The organism is Oecophyllibacter saccharovorans, assembly GCF_006542375.1.
In the GTDB taxonomy this organism is placed as follows: domain Bacteria; phylum Pseudomonadota; class Alphaproteobacteria; order Acetobacterales; family Acetobacteraceae; genus Oecophyllibacter; species Oecophyllibacter saccharovorans.
On sequence record NZ_CP038143.1, the window covers coordinates 753,755 to 775,106 of the forward strand.

Below are 21,352 nucleotides of genomic sequence, written 5' to 3' on the forward strand. Positions count from 1 at the left end.
TGCTTTTTCACGTCTCTTTCCCGGTTGCAGGCGCTTCCGCCACTTCCGGACAGCTGATAGCCTGCCTCTCAGTCTCTCCTTTCCGGGCAGTGCAGGCGTGATCAGCATTTTCGATATCTTCAAGGTGGGCATCGGTCCTTCCTCCTCCCACACGGTCGGTCCCATGCGGGCTGCTGCGCGGTTTTCAGCTGAGCTGGGAGAGAGAATGGCCCGGGAAGAGGCGTTCCGTCCCGCGCGCCTGCAGGTCACACTTTACGGCTCCCTGGCCTGGACGGCCCAAGGTCATGGAACGGACAGGGCGGTGGCCCTCGGCCTGTGTGGGGAAGCCCCCGAGACCGTTCCCCTCCCTCTGGTGATGTCCATTCTGGACCAACTGGAACACACTGGTGAGATTGAGATCGCCCTGCCTGATACGCCCGGCATTCCCAAACCCTCGAGAGTCAACGCCGTCGCCTTCCAGCCCAGCCGGGACCTGGTTCTTGATCGCGATACCCTGCCGCCGCACCATCCCAATACACTGCAGTTCGAAGCGCTTGATTCCGCGGGCCGCGTGCTTCTGACAGAACGGTTCTGTTCGGTGGGCGGGGGGTTTATCGTGCCGGAGAACTCACTGGAAAACGCAGCTTACGCTCAACCGGATCTGCCTTATCCTTTCCGTACCGGCAACGAGCTCTTGGAACTGACCCGCCGCACCGGGCTGAGCATTGCCGCTCTCACTCGCGCCAATGAGGAAGCGCAGATGACCGGCACGGCTGAAGAGCGATGTGCTGCGGTGAACAAAAAACTCGATCACCTGATCGACGTCATGATGGACTGCATCGAGCAGGGCCTGTCGCGCCCGACAAGTGGGCCTGGCAACCTGCTGCCAGGCAGGCTGGGGGCGAAGCGTCGGGCGCCGGCCATGTATCAGCGCCTTCTGGAACGCGAAGCGCGGGCGCCGGCCCATGCTCTGCCGCATGCGCGGATGGACTGGGTCAGTCTGTTTGCCATGGCCGTCAATGAAGAAAACGCCGGTTTCGGCCGCGTCGTCACCGCTCCGACCAACGGCGCGGCAGGCGTGGTGCCGGCCGTGCTGCGTTACTGGCGCGAATTCTGCGCACCGCCCTTGTCATCAGAAACGGAAGTGCCGGACCGGGACTGCGAGACCCGCACCCTCATGCGGGATTTCCTCCTGACAGCCGGCACCCTGGGCGCGCTGTTTAAACTCAACGCTTCGATTTCAGGGGCGGAAGTGGGCTGTCAGGGTGAGGTAGGCGTGGCAGCCAGTATGGCGGCTGGCGGTCTGGCAAGCGTGCTTGGCGCCACGCCCCAACAGGTGGAGAATGCCGCCGAGAGCGCCATGGAGCACCATCTTGGCCTGACTTGTGACCCTGTCGGTGGCCTGGTGCAGATACCCTGCATAGAGCGCAATGCCTTCGGCGCGATAAAGGCGATCAATGCCGCTTCCCTCGCACTGTGCGGGGACGGCAGTCACCGCGTTTCCCTTGATCAGGTCATCCACACCATGAAAGAAACCGGGCGCGACATGAATGCCCGCTACAAGGAGACCTCCCAAGGAGGACTGGCGCTCAATTTCCCGGAGTGCTGAAAGACCCAGCCGGCGCTCAGGGCCGGCAAAGGCTTTCGCGAAGTCAGTCTTCAGGACTTATGGGGGTCGCTGCCTGCACCCTTGCCAGCGCTGCTGCCAGTGCCGGCCTGACCAGAATGCTCCTGCCTGCGCGCGGCTTCCAGTTCGGCTACGGTCGCCTCATAGACCTGTCGGGCTTCGCCCATCAGCTTCTGGAATTCCTTTTCAGCAGCATTGCGCGCAGCAGCGAAATTCTTTTCCGCCTCGCCATAGGCCTTCTCAACGTAGCGTGCGCCTTCTTCATACAGTTTCTTGAAGGTCGTCTCTGCCTCACCCAGCACCGTCTCGACATATTGCGCAACGCGGGCCAGGGCATGATCGGTGGTCTGGCGCGCTTCAGTACCCGCCTTTTCAGCGCGGGTTTCCGCTTCCTTCAGCGCCTGGCGAAAGCCCTGCTCGCCTTCCTGCAAGGCGGCCTGCAGCGCGGTCAGCGCCTGGGAGAGCCGCTGCTCGATCGTTTGTTTCAGATCGGAAGAATTGGGCATGACAGATCTCCTGGCTGGATGTGTGAAATGGAATTATTCAAAAGCGCCGAAAAGGCGACCCTATCAGCTCCCCGACTCGGGTGCAATTATCGGATGGAACGGTGCGCAACAGTCAGAGAGAGGTCTGAAAACCGCTTTTCCTACCTGATTCACACAGTCCCGTTTACAGCCGATTTCTTAACGGCCTTCTGAAGATCCGGTCCGTGGGCTGGGCGGCGCTGAATTTTCATCAGCGTTGCTTCTCAACTGGCCGGCATTCAGCTGATCTGCTGTAGGAACACGGGGCTGATTCCTGCGACCTTTCATTCCCATGGCCGCCCCGGGCCGGCCAGCAGTCATGCGCCCGGCATTCAGCGGAACGGGTGGAGGGGCTGCAGGAGACCCGGGGACTGGCTCATAACGGCCGAATTCTATCCGCACCCAATAGGGGCGCTGGCGCATATCGGAATAAACCAGAAGCCAGGTTTCGCCCGTGCACTGATTGACCAGTATCGGCATTGGCGGCGTTTCCCCAGCCTGGGTACGGGCCACAGAAAAACATTTATCCCCTGGCCGGTAAGGAGGGACAGGCGGCGCATTCCCGGCAGCCCGGCCCTGGCCTGCAGCCAACCAGACCGCACTTGCCACCAGGGGGCCCAGATAACCCAGCGCCACCCGGCTGAAGCGCGGCTTGCTGCCTTGCATTGCGCTGTTCACTTTCCACCTCTCTTCACCAACCAGCGCCTGTCGACCGGTTTCAGGACCGGTCCGCTTCAGGAAACGAGCGCCCAGCCAAGACTGTCCAGATCCACCACACCGATCAGCACGGCCGCCCAGAGCAGGCCGCCAGCCAGCAGGAGCAGCAGAACGGCCACCAGCACGCCCCCTACCCAGACCATGGGCGACCGTCGCCGCGGCGCGACGGACGGGGTGCCGCTGAGAGCAGCACGATAGAGAGCAGGGGCCTGCTTTTCCATCTGCGCCTGTTTCAGCGTGGCATCCAGCTCCAGATTGTGCAGCTGCGCCTTGAGCAGGGCCACTTCCAGCTTCAGTTTTTCCCCCTGCCAACGTGCCAGCGTGCTTCCTGGCTGACCCGCACTTCCAGCTGACAGGGAGGACGGGGCTGAAGAAGAGGCGCGCGCGCCAGAACCGGCCTTTTCGGCTGCGGAACGGAAGGACAGGGAGGGAGAAGCAGCGACTGTGCCGGTTTCAGGAGAGGCGGCTGAAGGCACTTCATCTGATGGCATATCGACAGAGAGATCCCAGTCCCGCTCAGACAGCGGTTCCAGGCGGGATTGAGACCAGTGTGCAGAGCGGGACTCGGCCCGCCCGTCAGCGCGCGCCTCAAGCGGATCGGCTTCTTGAGCGGAGGGGTAAAGACGGGGCTCGCGGAAGGACGGACGGCGCATCGGGACCTCACGGCCTGAAGTCAGGACAAAAGAACGAACCGCTCGACCTTAAGATGCGAAACGCAACTTGAAAAGCCATCCCCGTCCATTCCGGTTATGCATCTGTTTCCGACAACGCCCGGAAAGCCCCAAGCTGAAAAGACCTGGGCGGACAAAAACGGTCCATGTCAGCAGACCATGTCAGTACACTCTGGGTCAGTACACCCAGTGCAGGTATTTGTACTGCGCAATGCACGCCCCGATGATCAAAGCCAGAACGACCGACAGCACCACAACCAGAATCACCGCCTTGGCCACGCCACTGCGGCGGCTCCAGCATTCCTGGCGCAAGGCCTGGTAATCCCATTGAGACGCTTCGCGCAATACGCGGTTCCAGAGCCTGGCGTAACGGAGATTTTCTTCCTTGAGGCGGTCGGTTCCCGCAACCTGCCCGGCTGTGTCAGCCGCAGCCGGTTGTGGCGCGCCGGGCTTCTGCGACGGTGGATGGGATGAAGGCGGGTTGGGTGGCGTAGACATGGACATAAGCCTTCTCCTTTACCCCTTTCACGCCTGCCTTCGCGCCTCCGTAACGCAGGCTCAGGCACAGCCGGCATGCGCTGCCGCAATCCGGCCACTTTAACCCGCACATGGCCAAAAGGAAACATGCCATGACCTGAGATTGCCAGCCCTGGCAGAGAACGGCATACAGGCTCCACCTAGATATAACCCCACTGGGATATAACCCGACCGGGAAAAGCAGAGGAGAAGGTCCATGCCCGCCATCCGGTTCAGAACCTTTGTGATTCTGGCAGCTGCCTGCACTCTGTGCCGCTGCGCCTCTCCTCCGTTGCCTGAAGACGTGCAGCCAGTGCCCATTTCAACCGAGGCGTATCTGGGGATGAGCTGCCAGCAGCTGGCCCTGGAAGCTCTCAATACCGGCGACAGGCTCCAGCGCCTTACCGAACAGCAACGCAACGCCTATTACAGAGACGGGCTGGTAAATATGGGCCATGATTATGAAACGGTGCCTGACCGTGCCGGCAGCCTGGCACGTGCCAAGGGCGAGATGATCGCCATTGGCAGCGTGCAGCACACAAAGGGATGCCCAACCGGTCAGCCCAGCAACCAGGCGCTCAAGCAGTAATCACGAGCAGTAATCACGCTTTGCTGAACGGCTCAGGCCGTCCTGCGCTTAGGTGCGGTCGTGTTGGCTTGGCAGCGCTTGCGGGTCACGTTGTCGTATTTGCCCACCAGATAGCGCTCGATGTTCTGCAACGCCCCGATGACCAGCATGGCTTCGCCGCCCTGCACGCCCCAGGTGCAGGCAGGGCCTGACATAGGGCCGTATTTTACCAGCAGCTCGTCCTGATCGCGGCTCGTGGTCGCCGCCACGATCGGAGCATGGGGATAAAGACCGGCACCCCCCTGGCGGAGGGCATCAAGCAGAGGAGGCAGAGCAGTGCCGTCACCCTGCGGCAGGGCCGCCCGCCAGTCCTTGACCAGAATGACTTCATAATCCGGCTCGCTCTGCGCCGCCCCCTTTTCAGGAATGGCCATGATGAGCCAGCAGCCCAGATTGTCTGCACTGGCGCCAGGCACCGGAAACAGCACCGCATAGGCGCCATCCTTGCAGATAACGGATTGGTCAGCAGACACAGCAGCCATAAAAATCGCCTCCCGGTTTGATGGAATGATTGATGGACTGATTTGGAACGGATGTGACGCCAGAGGAAAATTCAGGCGCCTTATTCACCCCGGGCAGTCTAGCCAGCCCCCACTTTCCAGCACTACCCCGCCAACAAGCGCAGCTGGGATGCCGCCCGGGAATGGAACCTGCCGTCACCTCCCTGAACGGGGCAACTCAGCGGGCGACGGGGCGAGGCGGAAAAGCTTCCACCGGAGCCACAGGGGGCTGTTGCTGACAGAGAAAGCTGCGGTCCTCGAGCAGTACGCGCTCTATGGCCAGCAGGCAGCCTGCCACCAGGGCCCGGTCCTGGGGGGTAAGCGTATCTGGAAGAGCGGGCTGAGCCTTCCGGCTCCCGCTACCCTCTTGGTCCAGGGCAACGAGCGCCTGCCCGGCCAGCTTCGCTGCCGCAACCGTGTCACCCGGATTGCGGCGCAGCTGCTTCAACAGAGCCAGCACAGCATGGGCCAGAGGCGCTGGCAGGCGTTGACCAGCCAGAAGATGCTGCAGCCGGATGATGCTCAATCCCAGCGACATGGTGGAAAGCAGACCGAACAGATAAGCCTGCACTGCTGCAGTCTCCTGTTTAGGCGTGTGAATGGAGAGATGCGAAAACCGACCCAGGGAACGCGCAATCCACAGCCGCTCTGAAGGCAGATGCGCAAGAAAAGCGCCCTTGAAAAAGTGGGATCTGGGCAGCTTGTCGGCTGTCAGCCCGTTCCTGAAGCTACGTGGCAGGCGGCAGATATGGCGCAGCTCACGCAGCATGGACAGGCGGATACGGTTGGCTGCGCGCCGCAGGCTGTAGGGAAACACGATACGGAAAATCAGAATGGCGATCATGGAAGCCAGCACCATGGCCTGCACGCGGTTGAAATATTCCAGCGCGTTCATCACCTGGTGATTGCCTTTCACGGTCATGGGAAAGATCATGAAACCATAGGCGATGAGGGCAACGCCCATCCACGCCCCCGTGCGCTTGCCGGGCTGCACGAAAGCCGGCAGCAGAAGCATGGGCAGGTAGCACAGGATCATGCCTTCATAGACTTCAACGCACGGAATCAGGATCACATCCAGTACGAAAGCACTGGCGGCTGCGGCCAGCATGCCGGCCAGAAAGCCGAAACTTCCCATCGCCGGGGTCGGGCTCGTGCCGAAGAGACAGCAGATGATGGACGTGAAGGTGACGAAAATCTTGCCTTCCGGCCACGCGGTCACTTCATAGATCAGAGAGGTCACCATCACCGCCGTGCTGACCTTGAGCCCTGTCTCCATCGCCAGCACCGGATCACGCCAGCGCACATGGGGAAAGCGGAAAGTATCCTGCTTTCTGGGGGACAGGCTGAAATCAGTATCATAGCCCAGGCTGGCGCGCAGCTGGCGGGCAGCGATCTCGATGTCACTGAGCAGATTAGCAAGCACTGTCAGCATCAGCACTTCTTCAGCCTCAGCCTGTGCCTGGGCACTGACCTCCACCTCACCTGCCAGCGCCAGAGCCTGGCTGCGCAACTCAGAGAGTTCACCCAGAATAAGCGGCGTTTCCCCAGAAGGGGAAAGCGTTTCGCTGTCACCGCCGCGCGCCTCAGCCCTTTCAGCGGCCCCCGCCTGAAGACCGGGTTCTGCAAACAGGTTCTCAGGCAGGCGCTGCAGCATTTCACGCACGCGGTGAAACAGCAGGACTCCAGGCGGTATCCTGCCGCCGCTTTCCACAAGTTCCTCGTAATGGCGCACAAGCGGGTAATGCAGCGGAGCGCCGAAAATACGCGCAAGCGCACTGGCCAGCGCAGCCAGGGTGGCATGGGCGTGCGGACCTGCATGAGCTTTGCCGCGCAGTTCGATGGCCAGAAACTCAATCTGGGCATCCGCTGCCAGAATGCGGGTGATCTCTGTCTCAGCCGTGCGGCGGGTGTCGGCCTGGTCCTCCAGGGCCGCGCCCAGAATGCGGCACACATTGCCAAAGCTCTGCTCCAGGTTCTGGCGCAGCTTTTCCCATGCGCCTGCAGCCGGGTCACCGGTGAAGACGATGCAGCTGAAACGGCTGCACATCACCCCAAGAATGATGTTGGTGCCACGCGACATGCCGAGCCAGAAGACCGTATTGCCGTCCGGAATGGCATTCATGGCGACGATGACGGTCGTAAAGCCCGCCAGGCCCCAGCCATAAGTTCGGAAATTGCTGGCAAAGCTGCCAAAGAACAGGCACATCCCCGTCCACAGCGCCAGAACGGGCAGGAACAGCCAGGGCGCCTGGGGCAGAAAAGCGGTGATCGCGATACCCGCCACCACGCCAAGCAGCGTACCCATGATGCACCAGCGGGCCTTGGAAAGGCTTTCTCCGCCCCCTGTCAGGGAAACCGCCCAGCAGATCAGGGGCGCCCAGCCCGGACTGCCCATTTCCAACGGATAGGCAAGTCCCAGGGCCAGAAGGCAGCCGAAAGCCGTGCGCAGCGTAAAGCCCAGCCTGGGGGGAAACATCAGAAGGGGCTGTGCTGGTGAAAATCCGGCCCATGCGCCCATGCGACCCAGGACGGCACGCAGCCGCGCAGGAAAGCGCATGACGAGCTGATAGGGGGAAAGGACTGGCGGGCCTGTCGACAAGGCGGACTTTCAGAAGGAAATCAAAGCAGGAGGAAAACCAGGAACGAGACAGGGATCAGAGCAGGCACGCAATCCATGCTGCCTGCAGCCCTGCCAGAAAAGGCAAAATTGGCTTGAAGCGTTTCAGTCAATGCCCCAGCAGCCCGCCTGACGCAACTCCGCAGGGGGGGCTCAGACAGTATGAGCCCGGGCAGCCTGAACCCTGCAACGCCCTACGCTTTTCAGAAGGTCGTGCTTTCGATTATTCTGGTGGCTCTTGCGGCCTCTCTGGCCCGTCTCTACGGAGCTTTGCCTGCCATGGCGACAATGTTGCTGCCCCTCTCTCAATACGTGCTCACGCACCGTGAAAGAATTTTCAACCCGCCCGCTGCTGCAATGCTGAAGCTGGCCGTCATGGGCTGCGCTCTCGCTATGGCTCCAGCTGTTGCCTGGAGCGCGTCAACATCCGCACTTGCCAGCACCAGCGCGGCGTCAGTCAGCATTCCCCCTTCAGAGACTTCGCTCAGGGCCATTTTTCATGGCACCCGCACGCCTGAAACAGGCGCGAATACCGTAAGTTCTGCTCCTGCGAAAGAACACGAAGGCAGCCGTACAGCGCCCGGTCCAGGCGGGGTTTTCTTCGGCATCGGCGCTCAGCCCTGCAGCAGCTGGAGCAGCGCCAGCACCCGGACCGTCAGCAACGGGCCCTTTCAGGCGCAGCGTTATGAAAGCTGGGTTCTGGGCGCGTTCAGCGGATTGCAGACAGCCTGTCTCCTGGCCAATGATGGCAATGTAAGCCAGTGCGGAGGCAATATGCTCAAGCCTGCCGCCCTTTCCGACAAAAACCCTTCAGAGGGAGACAGCAAGCTCATTCTGGATTCCGTCCGGCTGGTCTGCACCCTTGCCCCCACAACGTCAGTAGGCAATGCCACCCTCACGGCCTGGAGCAAATATGCCCGCCTGGGCTCGGTGGTCAGCACGATCCATCAGGCCACCGGACTGGTGGATGATATCGCCAGGAAATTCTCCCAGGAAATGAACAGCCTGCTGGACGACGATACCCCTGCCCCCTGAAGGTTGCAGACCCAGCTGCCAGCCGGATGGGCGGCTGACAGGCAGGAAATGCAGGGCTGACCGCCTTGCAGCCATGAAGGGGCGGCTTCATCATGAGCCCCCGTCCTGAAGCGGAACCGTCTTCAGGCGAGATCTCTTTAGGGGAGCCCTGTTTCATGACTGATTCAGCCACCAGCGCCACAGACCGCCAGACCCTCGCCCGGCGTGAATATGAAGCCGTGACGGATTTTCTCCAGAAATCCGAAGCCTATCTCGATGCTCTGCAGCATTCCGTGCTGACGCATGATTTTCTGCCTCACCGCCGGAGCACGCCGAGCGCGGCCCTGATCGGCGATCCCTCTTCCTGGGCGCTGATGGCCTCTGCTCAGTCAGAGCTCGAACGGGCGCTGAAAAAGGAAATCGATGCGCTAAAAAAAGCTCAGGCTGATCTGGCACGCGCAGCCGGCCTCTGAGCCCTGCCGCTTTCTTGAAAAACGAGGCTGGGCATAACGTTTGGCGTCTGTTTTCTATCAGCCGTCTGACTTTCCGGTCAGCCAGATTTTTCAGATCGCGCCGTCAACATCCACGCCGTCCACGCCAAAACCTGCCAGCCCGGCCCCGGCATCCGACTCAATGGCTGCCTGGTCACCTTCCACCGGCGAAGGGACAAAGGCTGTGTCCGCGCCGATGAAGTCAGGCGTGTTCTCAAAAGCATCACTTCCTTCGGGATTGTGATCGCTGCGTGGCAGCCCGTCCGGCTGCTGGCTATCCTGTGAGGCAGCCTGGTCTTTACCGGAAGAGGATGTCCCATTCTGCGAGGTAGCCATCCGTTATCTCCTGTGATGATGCTGCCGAAACTATCCGGGGAAACCCTCTCAAGAAAAGATTTCCCCAGGCAGGCTGCAAAAACCGCTTCTCCTCAGCCAGCCTTGTTTCGCTGCGCTTCTTCCTGGGCCAGGGCTTTTTTGGTGGATGGGCGTGCCCATACACGTTCCTTAAGGGCCTGAGCTTTGGGATAGTCCTTCATGTCCAGCCCGACACCGGGAGCCCAGCTGATGAGCACAGCCGCATAAGCATCAGCCTGCGTGAAGGGTCCGAGCCAATACGTGCCTTCGGGCAGCCAGGCTTCAAGCTGGCGCATGCGCTTCTTCAACCCGGCCATGGCGCGTTCACCCACTTCCCCCTTCACCTTGCCGAAGGTGAAAAACGCCGCATAGGCGCTGTGGATGTCGCCACAGAAGCCGATCGCCTCATCAACGCGGGCACGGCGCATGCTCCCCTGGACGGGGCAGAAAGCAGGAATGTCACTGAGATCGCCGATATAGGGCAGGATGGCATCATTCTGGGTCAGGACCTCATCAATGATTTCCAGAGCCGGTACGGCGCCACGCGGATTGATCTCGTAATAATCGCGTCCGCTAGCCGTCTTTTCCGTCTGCAGGTTCACCGCTTCAATGGTGAAGGGCACTTCAGCCTCGATCAGCATGATATGCGATGCCAGGGAACAGGCCCCCCAGGCGTAATAGAGTTTGTAGGTCTGTGCCATGGTCTCATCCTTCCTAGTGTGCGCAGATCCGCCTGCAAAGGCGATGATGCTTAAGGAAAGTTTCCTCTGGCTGTGAGCGCCTGTCAACAAGGATGAGGGTCAACAAGACAGACCGGCTGAAAGCCCCTTTAAACGCTCTTGCCCCCTCACGACATAAAAGAAAAGAACAGCCCCAAACCGGAGAGTGATTCTGCAGATAAGCAGAATTAGGAGATACCAGAACCATGACCGCCCATTCCGCTTCCGCAAACGCCCCTTACCGTATTTTCGCGGAATTCGAGACCAGCGAGGAAAGCTTTGGTCCTTTTCTTGACCTCTGCCGCTATGACGCGCGCGAAAGCCGCCAGGAAGAGCCGGGCTGCCTGGACTTCACGGTTCTGGTACCCGAAGGCGAGCGCAACGTCATTGTTCTCTTTGAGGTCTACCGCGACAAGGCTGCCTTCGAAGCCCACCGCAACACGCCGCATTTCATCAAATTCGCCCGCGGCTGCGCGGACATGCATGTCATCACGCGCACAGTGCGCCCCCTGCTGGGCCCTGAAGCGGCCACCCACTGAGCAGCTGCCTGGATGAAGGAAGCGGCATTTCCCGGGCGGGAAAAATGGTTGTTCAACCAGACCGGGGGCCTGGCAACGGCGGCCTGACCAGCAAGCGCAGGCACAGAAAACTGCCCAACCCTGCCAGCCCGATCACACATCCCATGGGCCATGGCGTGCCGTCTGCAAACCAGCCGGTCAGGCCGCTGCCCAGAATGCCGCTGCCATATTGAAGCGCCCCTACCAACGCTGAAACCGCGCCTGCTTCCTGCGCGTGGTTCTGCAGGGCACCGGCAATGGAATTGGCCACGATCAGCCCTGTAATGCCCATGAAGCCAAGCAGGCTCAACACCAACCCCCACAGCCCGCCCCAACCAGTGGCGGTGGTCAGAACAGTCAGAACGCCCGCCAGCAGCGCAATCGCTGTGCCTGCCCGCAGAATTGGCAGGATACCGACCTTCTCGACCCAGCGGGCATTGAGCGCATTGGTGGCCATGACGCCCAGAATGCCCAGCCCGAACAGATAACCGAAAGCTGAAGGCGCGACGTGATAGAAGCCGATATAGGCGAAAGGCACGCCCGCCACATAAGCGAACATGCCGCCATAGTAGAAAGCCCCTGTCCCGCCAAAGCCCATCACGCCACGCTGGGTCAGCAGCCGACCATACAGTCTGAGCGCCCCCGAGATGGTTACATGGCGGCGTTTTTCAGGCGGATGGGTCTCAGGCAGGGTAAAGAGCAGACCGAATGTCAGCACCCCCGTTATAGCCAGCAGCCAGAAAATGGCCCGCCAGCCTGCATGGTTCAGAACCGCACTCCCCACGAAAGGCCCGAGCAAAGGCGCACAGGCCATGGCAACGATCAGGGTGGAAAGCATACGCGCGCCCTGCGGTCCGGGATGGAGATCACGCACCATGGCACGCGCCAGCACCACCCCGCTTGAAGCCCCGAAAGCCATGATAACCCGGCCGCCGATCAGCACCCCGATCGTGGGGGCCAGCGCACAGCTGATCGCCCCGAGCACGAAAAAGACCAGCCCCAGGGCAATGGGCAGCCGGCGCCCCAGCCGGTCTCCTACCGGTCCCCATACCAGCTGACCGAGGCTGAAGCCGATGAGGAAGGCGGAAACCGTCCATTCCACCGCACCGACACTGGCATGCAGCGCCGCACTCATAGCCGGCATGGCAGGCAGATAGACGTCGATGGAGATGGCGGCGAAAGCCATCAGCAGGCTCAGCACCCCCAGCATCCACACGCGCCTGAAACCAGCCGGCCCGAAAACGTCGCTCCCTGGCCCAACCCCGCTGCCGCCACTTTCAGGGCCAGCCAGAGCTTCGGCTGGCAGAAGGGCTTCTGCGAGCGTTCCCTCCAGCATCAGCTCCAGGCTTTCCTCCGTGCCCCTCGCCGCGTCCTCACTGGGCCCGTTTCCTGCAGCGCCTGCGCGTTCTGCAGGCTTGCCGGCAGGACCTTCCTGGGGGAAAGACACTGGCAGGGGGATCTGCTCAGAGCTTACCCATCTCCATCAGGCGCCGGTAGAACTGGCCGACATTGCGGCGCAGTTCCGGTAGAACGGCACTGCCGTCAAGGCCGTGGAAGGAGTGGGCCTTCTCCACCCCTTCGCGTTCATGGGCCGGGAGTTCCCCTTCAGCATCCGGGCCTTTGTGCTTGAGGCTGCGCATCACCTCATTGGCCAGGTTACAACAGGCAATGGCCGTCTCCTGGTGGGGGGAAGTATAGAGCACATTATGGTCGGGCAGCGACTTGCAGACCACCTGATAAGCCCCATCGGCCCCACGATCGGCGGCCTTGTGGCCCTCCCCGGCCCCTTCGCGATTTTCATGAACGCGCACGACCTCGAACTTGTCTGACTTGTCCCCCTTGAAGGTAAAGAACTTGCGCTGCTCATCCTGCGACATGTCGAGACGGGTCTGATGATGGGCCATGAAATCTCCTTTTTCTTTCCGTTGAAACCTGATGCGGGCCGCTGCCTGTACAGTAGCGACCACAGCGCAGCCAGGTGCCTTCAAGGCAGCTCACTGCCGATTTTCAGAACTGAAGTCTTTCTTCACCTTACCGACATCGCCTCACATTGGAAATTGGAAGACGCTTGCCACGCAAAATTTTCCCAATTGCTCCCCCAGCCGGCTGATCCCCCAGATCCCGGAGGCTTCGCGGCCAGCACCTGACACGCTATTCTGCCTTCATGCCCCTTCCGCCCTTCCACTTTCCGCCTCTGCGTTTCCCTCTTCTGCAAGTCCAGTTGCGCCGCCTGCTGGCGCCTGCGTTTGTCCCGCCTGTCCTGCTGGGGGTCGCCCTGTGCGTTGCCGGTCTGCAAATGGGAAACGCCGCTCCTTCCGCCCCCTTGCTGCCCGCCACGCCTCCAGCGGTTACGAGAGCCACTGCGCCGCCCCTGCCTGAGGACGCGCCGGCAGGGGCGAAGATCGCAGCGCAGAGACAGGCCCTGTCCGGCGCGGCTAAAGGCCAGGCCGGGCAGGGTCGCGAGGATTGGCAGATTTTCGTGCCGCCCGATGTCCGCCTTGCCGCCCAGGCGGAAGCCGCGCGCCGCAGCGCTGTCGGAACCATGCCGGACCAGTTGGGACCCGCTCCCCACACGTCCGGCGGACAGGGTCAGGGCCGCGAGCCCGGCAACCAAGCCGGCCTGGCCGACATGCCTGAAGTGGCTATGGAGCCTTATCTGACCATTCCGGATTTCAACATCACTCTCCAAGACCGCCAGGCAGGGCATTGGGGCAGGGCCGTCCAGCAGGCCATTGCGGTAGCCAAGGCACATGGAGGGGGTACCGTGCGCCTCCTGGCCCATGCCTATCCGATTGAGGGCCAGGATCTCTTCATTCCTTCAGGCGTTACGCTGGAAGGCGCTTCACCCGGCGCGACTGTACTTGCAGAAGAGGAAAACCCCGGTACTGACCAGCCGCCGACAGGCCAAGCACGACAGCACAGGCGCCACCGCTCCAGGCGGCATCTGCTTGCTGCCCCGGCGCGCTCCACAGAAGGGGGCGGGCTGCCCTCGAGCCTGATACTGGAACCAGGCCACACGGTGCGCCTGGCCAGTGCCACCACCCTGCGCCATCTCGCCGTGCTCTCCGCCGGTTGGGTCCGCACACCCGGCACTCCCCCTGCCCCTTATCTCCCCTCTGCCCCAGGCCCGGCTGCCCTGACGATTGACGGCGCAACAACGTTCCGCCTCTCACCAGCGCTTCTCCCCACCTCACAGGAGCTGCCGAACCAGGCGGGCTCAGCCCGCCCCCCTGCAGGACACAAAACCGCCAAGACGCCCCGCTGGGCCACACTCAACCCCGCCTCCAGCTCTTCCGGCCCCGCCACAGACGTTACGATCGAAGACGTGGTCCTGTTGGGTTTCGGGCAGGGGATTGAGGCCCATGACGTGGCGCGGCTGCATGTTACCGGCGTGACAGGGCGCGTGCTCAACGGGGTACAGCTTGATGGGTGCCGACAAGCCTGCCGTTTCTATGACGTAAGCTGGGACAGGCTGCCTGCCCCCGGCCGCCAGAGCCCCCTTAACGCCCTCCCTTCAGCGGGCGCATCTTCCGGCCCTGAACCCGGGCAGGGACTGCCAGTAACGCTTCAGGCCCCTGACCCTTTCCCGGCTCACTGGCCTGCTGCGGTCGGCTGGCCGGTCAGGCTGTGGTCTGGCGAGGCCGCCGGAAGCGCTGTTCTCTACCGCCTGCCCGGTGGTCGCTTCACCCTGCGCGACCTGCAGCTTTCAGAAAAACGCGCCGATGTGCAGACCGGCCCGCTGCAGACCAGCCCCACCCGGACAGCGCTGCGACTGGAACTGTCAAAAACCTTCAGCCCCGGCATTGGCTTTGACTTGCGCAATGGAACGGGCGTTGCCCTGTATGAAACCACGGCACGGCACTTCCCCATCGCCTACCGGCTGGGTGAAGGCCTGCACGGGGCAAGGCTGGTCGATGCCGTTGCCCAGGGCCAGCCTGCCAGAAGCGCTCTGGCCCCAGAAACTTCGCCCACCCGGGCTCCCCTGACCGGCATCGGCCTGCTGACCGACGGAGACGCCCAAGGCGTGCAATGGGTGGGCGGGCAGTTCACAGATCTGCAGCGCCCGCTCGTGCTGACCAGCCAGGCTACAGGCGCCGGAGAGCGGTCTGGAACTGACTCCAACCTGCCTGAAACCAGCCTGATTGGCGCGGTTATCGAGGCCCCGCGCGCCCTGGCCCAAAGCTGCATGGAAATTCTGGGCGGCACCGCCCAGGTCAGCGGCATCGGCTGCGCAGGTGGGGCACCCGTTCTTATCGGATCAAGCACCCGGGGCCGAGTCTCACTCCTGGGCGTCCGCCTCGGCAACAGTGTTCTCGACAATCAGTCCCGCTTCCAACCCGTGCTTCTGGACAGCGGGAGCGGGCTTCTCTCAGGCCTGCGCCCCGCCCGGATTGAGAGCCTGGCTGCTCTGCCTTCCTGTAACGAGGCACAACTCGGTAGCGAGGTTTATCTCACCCGTCTGCGCAAACCTGGCGAGCCTGCCGGCGCAGGATCAGGCGGGCAGGTGATCTGCACGGGCCTACCTGACTCCAGCCGAAGCGGAAACGTATCCGGAACGGCCACAGGCCCGGCTGATACTTTTGGCTGGGTCTCGCAATTTTCCGGCCTCCCTGTCACGCAGTAAATCTGCGCCCTTGTGCGCCCGGACGCCCTGCTGAGCTGACCTTCCATAGGGACGACTCTGAGGGAGGCTTGCCTGTAAGCCCTCACTCAGCCGATTCCGCTACGATCTCTTGGTATCCTTAGTAGCTACCCTCTTCTTCCGCATGCAACATTGAAAATTCGGAATCCCGGGGCTTCGATAACAGGCTGGTTTATAGATATGCCCTGATTAATCCCTAAAAACGTATCTAAGCAACGATATGGGGAATTTCTGTCAATGGTATCTTTTAAGTTGACCGTAAGAGAGCCGGAGGTTACCTAACGTAAACAGGTAGCCAATATAGATACCTCCCTCTCTCACCCAAGCTTTCCCGCTTCCGGCTTTCCAGGCGAAAGGGCGGAGCTGGAACAGCCTAGAAGCGGATCAGAAACCATGATGCACGGCAGACGTCCGACCTGGAGCCCAAATGAACTTGCCACTCTCACCCGTCTGAGAGAGCAAGGCTTTCCCATGACGCTGATCTCCGAACGGCTCGGACGCAGCTACAAAGCGGTTTCCCACATGCTGGCGCGCCAGGCGCCCCAACTGATCCGCCGTCGCAAGCCAGGGCAGAAAACCCCCTCCAACCGCCCGCGCTCTGCACCTTGCAGCCCGCCAGGTCTGAACAAGGAAGGGACTGACAGGCAACTGGCCGCAGAGCGGCTTCCGCCTGGAGGCATTTACCGGCGCATTCCCGAAGGGCTGCAGCTTACAGCCCGCGAACGCGAGCAGGCCTATGATCCGGCCCCCCTGCCGGCAGGCCACCCCCTTACCCAGCGTCGCGTTCGTCTGTCACGCTTTCTCACGGCTGCCACCCTGGCGGGCAGTTCCAATACGGCTTCAGCTGACCTGCGGCCGGAATAAAACCTTAGGGGCCAGACTCAGGGCAGATCGAGCCCATGGCCGCGCAGCAGGAAGAGCATGCCATAAGCACGGTGGTCGGAAGGCACGTAGCCGACCGGATAACCATGCCGGTCGGTAACGCGCCCGCTCGGGTCAATGAAGCCGAGCCGTTGCCGACGCTCATTGGACACAAGGCCCTTACTGTTCATATGCGCCAGTTCGTACCCGCTGCCATCAAGCACGCGCGCCCGGTTCTTCCATGAGAGAGGCTGGCCGGGTTGCGGATTCCTGACGATACCGACCGGCAGATCATGACGGTCTGTCACCTTGCCCTCAGGTGTAACATGCCCGCTGATCATGCCCTGCGCGTTGAAAATGCGACCGTCGGGCGTGACATGCGGCGTGTAGCTCTGCACAGCACGGGCATGCGGGGCCGGGCTCAGTTCACGCTGTGACGCAGGTTGAGGCGTCTGAGCCTGCGCACTAATCCCGGTCGCTGTACAGGCCAGCAGAGAAAGCACAGCCCCTCGCGTCGCCCCGTTAATCCACAAATACGTTTCTGAGTGTTTACGTTTCACGCTTTCAACGTCCTTTACGGAGCAGACGGGACCTGCGGGCACGCACTTTCGCGCCCCCATGACGGGCTGGCTTGTGCCTGACCAAGGCCCTGCCCAGCCATGCGCTGCCCGCCAGCGTGGCTGCAGCACTGCCGGCCATCAGAACCGGATGACGGCGACAGGCCCCCTGAAGCAGCATGGTTGCAAAGGAGAGCATCACCTTCAGCCCCAGCTTGCTTTCACCGTGCCGGCGTTCACGGAACACCATCGGCACGTCATGGACCCGCAGCTTTTCGGAAGTGGGCATCATCATCGTCAGATCCAGCAGGATCTTGAAACCCCGCCCTGACAGCGCCGGAGCCACGGCTTCAAAACGGTGGCGCGGCAGGGCGAAGAAGCCGCTCATCGGGTCAGTCAGCGGCACGCCCAGCAACAGGCGGGCCAGCCAGGTTCCGCCTTGTGAGAGGCTCTGCCGCCAGCCATTGGCCAGCCCGTCCCGGCTGCCACCGCTCACGTAGCGACTGGCCACGCTGAGATCAGCCTCATCTTTCAGCAGAGCTTCGACCATCTCCTCCAGGCAGCTTTCATCATGCTGCAGGTCGCCATCCATCACCACCACCACCCGGGCCGAAGAGCTGAGCGCGCCTTCGATCACGGCTGAGGACAGCCCGCGCCGCCCGACCCGGCGCAGGCCGCGCACGCGCCCATCCTCAGCAGCCAGGCGTCGCACTTCTTCCATGGTGCCATCAGGAGAATTGTCATCGACAAAGATGAGTTCCCAGTGATGGCGTGGCAAAGCACGTTCAACCGCTTCAACAAGCGGGCGCACGTTCTCAACTTCATTGTAACAGGGGACGACAATGCTGACCTCAGGACTGCCCTGCGAGGGTCGCTCCTGCGTGGCTGAACGGTTAGCCGGGTTATGCGCCATCAGACCAGTCCTTCCCGAACAGTTTCGCTCACTCAGCTCTCCTCCTGAAAACGGTTCCGGCAAAAAGCACAGGGAAAGAGGAAATACCCACGCATCTGCCACAGACCGAGCCGGCCTGAATGGCCAGACGTTCAGCAAGGCGCCCGATCATGTAGACCCCTGCCTTCCCGACAATGGCCGGAGATACCCAATAACGGGAACCTTCATCCCAAGCGGACCTGCGTCTGTCAAATCCCCTGCTGGAAGCGGTCAGGCAGGCAGGACTGCCAGAGCTTCCAGCACCCCAAGGCAGCGCAGGCGCCTGCGCTCGCGGGTGATCCGATCTTCCAGCCCGGGCGTCATCAGGTCACGCCATGAATCAAAAGCCGGCAGCGTGAAAACTTCCCGCCCCTTATCGGGACTCTCATCCAGCCCCTCATAATGGGCGATTTCAAGCTGGGCCTCATCAAGGGCGGGTTCTTCCAGCTCGAAGAGCGTGCCGTCCTCGCGCCGTCCCCGCAGCAGTTCCAGAAGCAGGGCCTGCATGGTTATGATCCGGCTTGGATCATGATCGGGATTTTCCAGCACGCTGCGCACGGTCTCCGTCCAGAATACCTGCGCCTTGGAAGTGGCATCTGCGGCAATGCGCGCCACCTGGTCAGCCATCGCCTTGTTGGCAAAGCGGGTGAGAATCGTGTCCTTGTAGGCCACCAGGTCCACCCCCGGCGGCGCCTGAAGGGTGGGGATGACGTCGCGGTCCAGCACGTCGTCAACAAACCGGCGCAGCTGGGGATAGGCCAGCACGTCATGCACCAGATCCACCCCCATCAGCATGCCGGCCGCGCTCAGAATAAGGTGGCTGCAGTTGAGCATGCGGATCTTGGCGTGCTCGAAAGCGCTGACCTGGTCAGAGAACTGCACCCCCACCTTCTCGAAAGGGGGACGGCCGGCGGCGAATTTGTCCTCCACCACCCATTGCGTGAAATCCTCGGCCAGAAGGGGCTGCAGGTCCTGCAGGCCGCTGCGTGCATTCAGCCGGTCCATCGTCTCCTGGCTGACGCTGGGGGTGATGCGGTCCACCATCGCATTGGGGAAGGTGCAGTTGGCCTCCATCCAGGCTGCAAGCTCCGGATCAAGCGCTTGCGCGTATCCCAGGAAGGCCTTGCGCGACACGTCCCCATTATGGCGCAGGTTGTCGCAGGACAGGATCGTCACCCCGCCAAGGCCTGCGGCCCGGCGACGGCGCATGCCTTCAGCCACGAAGCCGAAAACGGTTTTCGGGTGGCCGGAATCCGCCAGGTCCTCAGCAACAGCCCTTGTTTTCAGCCGGAACTTCCCCCGGTTCGGACCGGGTGTTTCATCAATGTTATAGCCGCCCTCCGTGATGGTCAGAGAAACGATGCGGGTTTCAGGACTGGCCAGCAGCGCCAGCACCTTCTCTCCTTCACGCGGGGCCAGCAGATACCCCTTGAGCGCGCCGAGCACCCGGATGTCACGCGCGCCGCCGGTCGCAGCTTCAGTAAGGGAATAGAGCCCATCCTGCGCGACGAAATCTTCAGCCTTCCTGAGCGCGCGCGGGCTTTCACGCAGTCCGACCCCGATGATGCCCCACTGCCGGGCCTGCGGGTCGGAAGCATTTTCGGGCAGGGAAAGAACACGGTCGACATAATTGGCCAGATGGGCCCGAAAGAAGTTCCCGACCCCGAAATGCACGATCCCCGGAGTGACGGCCGCACGGTCATAGACCGGCACGCCCACCTGCGCCTTACCGGCATGGACGGGATCGGAGGCCTGGCTCTTCAGGGTTTCGGGGGTCAGCATGGGGCTTCCTCCTCAGGCTTGAGTCTTGGTCTTAATTCCTGGATTTGCTGGGCCTTACAGGCTGTGGGTGCAGTTCAGGCCTGGCTCTGGCTTGCCAGGACTTTCCGCAACAGCGGCACGAACTGATCAAGGTGTGAAATGCGCAGCAGTCCAGGCCATTGCGGGGCTGGTTTGTCAAACGGACGCAGAAGCACACAGGCCATGCCGGCCTTGCGGGCCGCTTCCACCCCTGCATCCGAATCTTCCAGCACCAGGCAATTGGCGGGCGGGATGCCCTCTTCAGCAGCAGCGTACAGATAGATATCGGGGCGTGGTTTGGGCATGTTGAGGTCACGCCCGGAATGGATACGCTCTTCCTCGAGGATTTCATCGAGACCGGTACGCGCGAATTTGGCTTCCATCTCCGCCTCTGAAGAGTTGGAGCCGACGCGAATCGGCAGGCCGAGGTCGATCACGTCACGCAGCATCTCTTCAGCGCCGTCCACCGTTTTGGCTTCCTTGCGCATCAGGCTGACAATGCGCCCTTCCATCATGGCGGCCCAGTTACCCGGAAGCTTGCGCCCGGTATGGGCTGCGATCTTCTCGCCGATCTTGGCCAGCTCTCCGCCGCTGAACAGCTTGTTGGCTTCGGCATTGGTGATGTTCCAGCCATATTTACGGGCTTCTTCGCCCATCAGGGCAGTGGAAAGATTCTCGCCTCCCACCAGCACGCCGTCACAGTCGAATATCACCATCCGCAACTGCCCGTCCGGCTGCACGGCGGCAGGGGCGTCAGCCGGAATGGGGAAATTAGCCGCATGGCCCGCAACCTGCGCGTCTGAACCGGATGAGGTCGTGCCGGGGGAAGGGGTGCTCGATTTATAATCGTTCATGAAGAGTACTCCTGTTTCCTGCCCTTGTTGGTCTCTTATTCAACTCGTTTGCTTGCATGCCGGCTCACTGCCAGAACCGATCTGCCGACCCCGGGTCTGACCTTGAAAGGAAAAGCGCACCGTGGCGCCTCCAAGGTCCTGCAGGAAAGGCAGCATCGGTCAGGAACCGGACGAAAAAAGGGCGCGCCTCAAAAATCAAAAATAAGGAAGGCGCCGCCACGTGAGCTGATTTCAGAGAACTGCTGAACCGTGACACGAGAACCTGCCTCTGAAAGCAAGCTTCAGATTGGCGCCTGCTCCGCATTCTTTGGCGGCATGTGCCTGCAACAATCTGCCGCGATCCTCCCGTGACCGCTGTATTTCTGCCACAGAGGCTAACAAAAAATATCTCTGAAAAAAACCCTGTCCCTTTCTGTCCAGGCCTGTTCTCTCTCATACAGACCCCGCAATTATTCCAATTATTATTGACCTGAAGCGACCAATATTAGTTGGAAGGCCCTTGGTAGCTGTGCCCCGTGCCAGACCCCACACTAGCCCCTCAATTGATTTCTGAATCAAAACAGGCAATACTTGGCGCTAAAATTTCAATGGGTTCTGTTTTTCGGCTTGTGCCTTTCCGGCAAAAACCGAAGCCTTTGCAGTCAAGGAGGAAACGGCTGCCTGGACTCACCGGTAAGTGCTACTTCCGTCAACCGGAAGAAAAATACCGGAAGAGTAATTCTGCACTGTGCGTAAGTATTATCTGCCGAGGCCGGTTCTGGTCATGAATGATCGCTCATGATTGATCACATTC

General features: G+C 61.5%; 21 protein-coding genes. 7 read left to right on the forward strand and 14 right to left on the reverse strand.

The features are described from left to right. Window positions 1-97: 97 nt before the first annotated feature. On the forward strand, window positions 98-1,588 hold the full coding sequence (locus tag E3E11_RS03275; RefSeq protein WP_141451172.1) for an L-serine ammonia-lyase: 1,491 nt from the start codon (window positions 98-100) through the stop codon (window positions 1,586-1,588). Window positions 1,589-1,638: 50 nt separating this feature from the next. Here E3E11_RS03275 and E3E11_RS03280 read toward each other — a convergent pair whose 3' ends face one another. From E3E11_RS03280 to E3E11_RS03295, 4 genes are all read right to left on the reverse strand, one after another. Then, window positions 1,639-2,112 (reverse strand): hypothetical protein, encoded by a 474-nt coding sequence (locus E3E11_RS03280; protein ID WP_141451173.1) that lies wholly within the window; start codon window positions 2,110-2,112, stop codon window positions 1,639-1,641. Window positions 2,113-2,289: 177 nt separating this feature from the next. Beyond that, a complete protein-coding gene (locus E3E11_RS03285) occupies window positions 2,290-2,808 on the reverse strand; it encodes a hypothetical protein (protein ID WP_141451174.1) in 519 nt (172 codons plus the stop codon). A gap of 56 nt (window positions 2,809-2,864) precedes the next feature. Next, on the reverse strand, window positions 2,865-3,500 hold the full coding sequence (locus tag E3E11_RS03290; protein WP_141451175.1) for a hypothetical protein: 636 nt from the start codon (window positions 3,498-3,500) through the stop codon (window positions 2,865-2,867). 195 nt (window positions 3,501-3,695) lie between these two features. Then, window positions 3,696-4,016 (reverse strand): hypothetical protein, encoded by a 321-nt coding sequence (locus E3E11_RS03295; RefSeq protein WP_141451176.1) that lies wholly within the window; start codon window positions 4,014-4,016, stop codon window positions 3,696-3,698. A gap of 235 nt (window positions 4,017-4,251) precedes the next feature. Between E3E11_RS03295 and E3E11_RS03300 the strand changes: the two genes are divergently transcribed. Beyond that, complete coding sequence (locus tag E3E11_RS03300) at window positions 4,252-4,623, forward strand: hypothetical protein (RefSeq protein ID WP_141451177.1); 372 nt, start codon at window positions 4,252-4,254, stop codon at window positions 4,621-4,623. 32 nt (window positions 4,624-4,655) lie between these two features. Here E3E11_RS03300 and E3E11_RS03305 read toward each other — a convergent pair whose 3' ends face one another. Together E3E11_RS03305 and E3E11_RS03310 are read right to left on the reverse strand one after the other, a co-directional pair. Beyond that, window positions 4,656-5,144: a hypothetical protein gene (locus tag E3E11_RS03305; protein WP_141451178.1), complete on the reverse strand. Its 489-nt coding sequence runs from the start codon at window positions 5,142-5,144 to the stop codon at window positions 4,656-4,658. A gap of 196 nt (window positions 5,145-5,340) precedes the next feature. Continuing rightward, window positions 5,341-7,761, reverse strand: a complete 2,421-nt coding sequence (locus E3E11_RS03310) for an FUSC family protein (protein ID WP_141451179.1) — start codon at window positions 7,759-7,761, stop codon at window positions 5,341-5,343. Window positions 7,762-7,941: 180 nt separating this feature from the next. Here E3E11_RS03310 and E3E11_RS03315 point away from each other — a divergent pair, with 180 nt between their 5' ends. Both E3E11_RS03315 and E3E11_RS03320 read left to right on the forward strand, forming a co-directional pair. Further along, window positions 7,942-8,814 (forward strand): hypothetical protein, encoded by an 873-nt coding sequence (locus tag E3E11_RS03315; RefSeq protein WP_141451180.1) that lies wholly within the window; start codon window positions 7,942-7,944, stop codon window positions 8,812-8,814. A 155-nt stretch (window positions 8,815-8,969) separates the two neighbouring features. After that, the gene (locus E3E11_RS03320) at window positions 8,970-9,266 is read left to right on the forward strand and encodes a hypothetical protein (protein ID WP_141451181.1); all 297 of its coding nucleotides are present in this window, start codon (window positions 8,970-8,972) and stop codon (window positions 9,264-9,266) included. A 90-nt stretch (window positions 9,267-9,356) separates the two neighbouring features. On the opposite strand, the gene E3E11_RS03325 is transcribed toward E3E11_RS03320, so the two are convergent. After that, a complete protein-coding gene (locus E3E11_RS03325) occupies window positions 9,357-9,620 on the reverse strand; it encodes a hypothetical protein (protein WP_141451182.1) in 264 nt (87 codons plus the stop codon). 92 nt (window positions 9,621-9,712) lie between these two features. Then, complete coding sequence (locus E3E11_RS03330; protein WP_141451183.1) at window positions 9,713-10,339, reverse strand: glutathione binding-like protein; 627 nt, start codon at window positions 10,337-10,339, stop codon at window positions 9,713-9,715. Window positions 10,340-10,563: 224 nt separating this feature from the next. On the opposite strand from E3E11_RS03330, the gene E3E11_RS03335 reads away from it, so the two are divergent. Further along, window positions 10,564-10,896, forward strand: coding sequence for a putative quinol monooxygenase (locus E3E11_RS03335; RefSeq protein ID WP_141451184.1), 333 nt, complete (start codon window positions 10,564-10,566; stop codon window positions 10,894-10,896). A gap of 52 nt (window positions 10,897-10,948) precedes the next feature. Here the strand turns inward: E3E11_RS03335 and E3E11_RS03340 are convergent, their stop codons facing one another. Further along, entirely contained in the window at window positions 10,949-12,361 is a 1,413-nt protein-coding gene (locus E3E11_RS03340; protein ID WP_231118976.1) for a multidrug effflux MFS transporter, read from the reverse strand. Between the two features lie 16 nt (window positions 12,362-12,377). After that, on the reverse strand, window positions 12,378-12,818 hold the full coding sequence (locus E3E11_RS03345; protein WP_141451185.1) for a hypothetical protein: 441 nt from the start codon (window positions 12,816-12,818) through the stop codon (window positions 12,378-12,380). Between the two features lie 260 nt (window positions 12,819-13,078). On the opposite strand from E3E11_RS03345, the gene E3E11_RS03350 reads away from it, so the two are divergent. After that, on the forward strand, window positions 13,079-15,538 hold the full coding sequence (locus tag E3E11_RS03350; RefSeq protein WP_141451186.1) for a hypothetical protein: 2,460 nt from the start codon (window positions 13,079-13,081) through the stop codon (window positions 15,536-15,538). A 489-nt stretch (window positions 15,539-16,027) separates the two neighbouring features. After that, window positions 16,028-16,420, forward strand: a complete 393-nt coding sequence (locus E3E11_RS03355) for a hypothetical protein (protein ID WP_141451187.1) — start codon at window positions 16,028-16,030, stop codon at window positions 16,418-16,420. A 17-nt stretch (window positions 16,421-16,437) separates the two neighbouring features. Here the strand turns inward: E3E11_RS03355 and E3E11_RS03360 are convergent, their stop codons facing one another. The 4 genes from E3E11_RS03360 to E3E11_RS03375 all read right to left on the reverse strand — a co-directional run bounded on the left by E3E11_RS03360 (window position 16,438) and on the right by E3E11_RS03375 (window position 20,421). Next, window positions 16,438-16,977: a hypothetical protein gene (locus E3E11_RS03360; RefSeq protein WP_141451188.1), complete on the reverse strand. Its 540-nt coding sequence runs from the start codon at window positions 16,975-16,977 to the stop codon at window positions 16,438-16,440. A gap of 4 nt (window positions 16,978-16,981) precedes the next feature. Further along, entirely contained in the window at window positions 16,982-17,887 is a 906-nt protein-coding gene (locus tag E3E11_RS03365) for a polyprenol monophosphomannose synthase (protein WP_141451189.1), read from the reverse strand. Between the two features lie 249 nt (window positions 17,888-18,136). After that, window positions 18,137-19,687 (reverse strand): mannitol dehydrogenase family protein, encoded by a 1,551-nt coding sequence (locus E3E11_RS03370; protein ID WP_141451190.1) that lies wholly within the window; start codon window positions 19,685-19,687, stop codon window positions 18,137-18,139. Window positions 19,688-19,761: 74 nt separating this feature from the next. Beyond that, complete coding sequence (locus E3E11_RS03375; RefSeq protein ID WP_141452089.1) at window positions 19,762-20,421, reverse strand: HAD family hydrolase; 660 nt, start codon at window positions 20,419-20,421, stop codon at window positions 19,762-19,764. Between the last annotated feature and the right edge of the window lie 931 nt (window positions 20,422-21,352).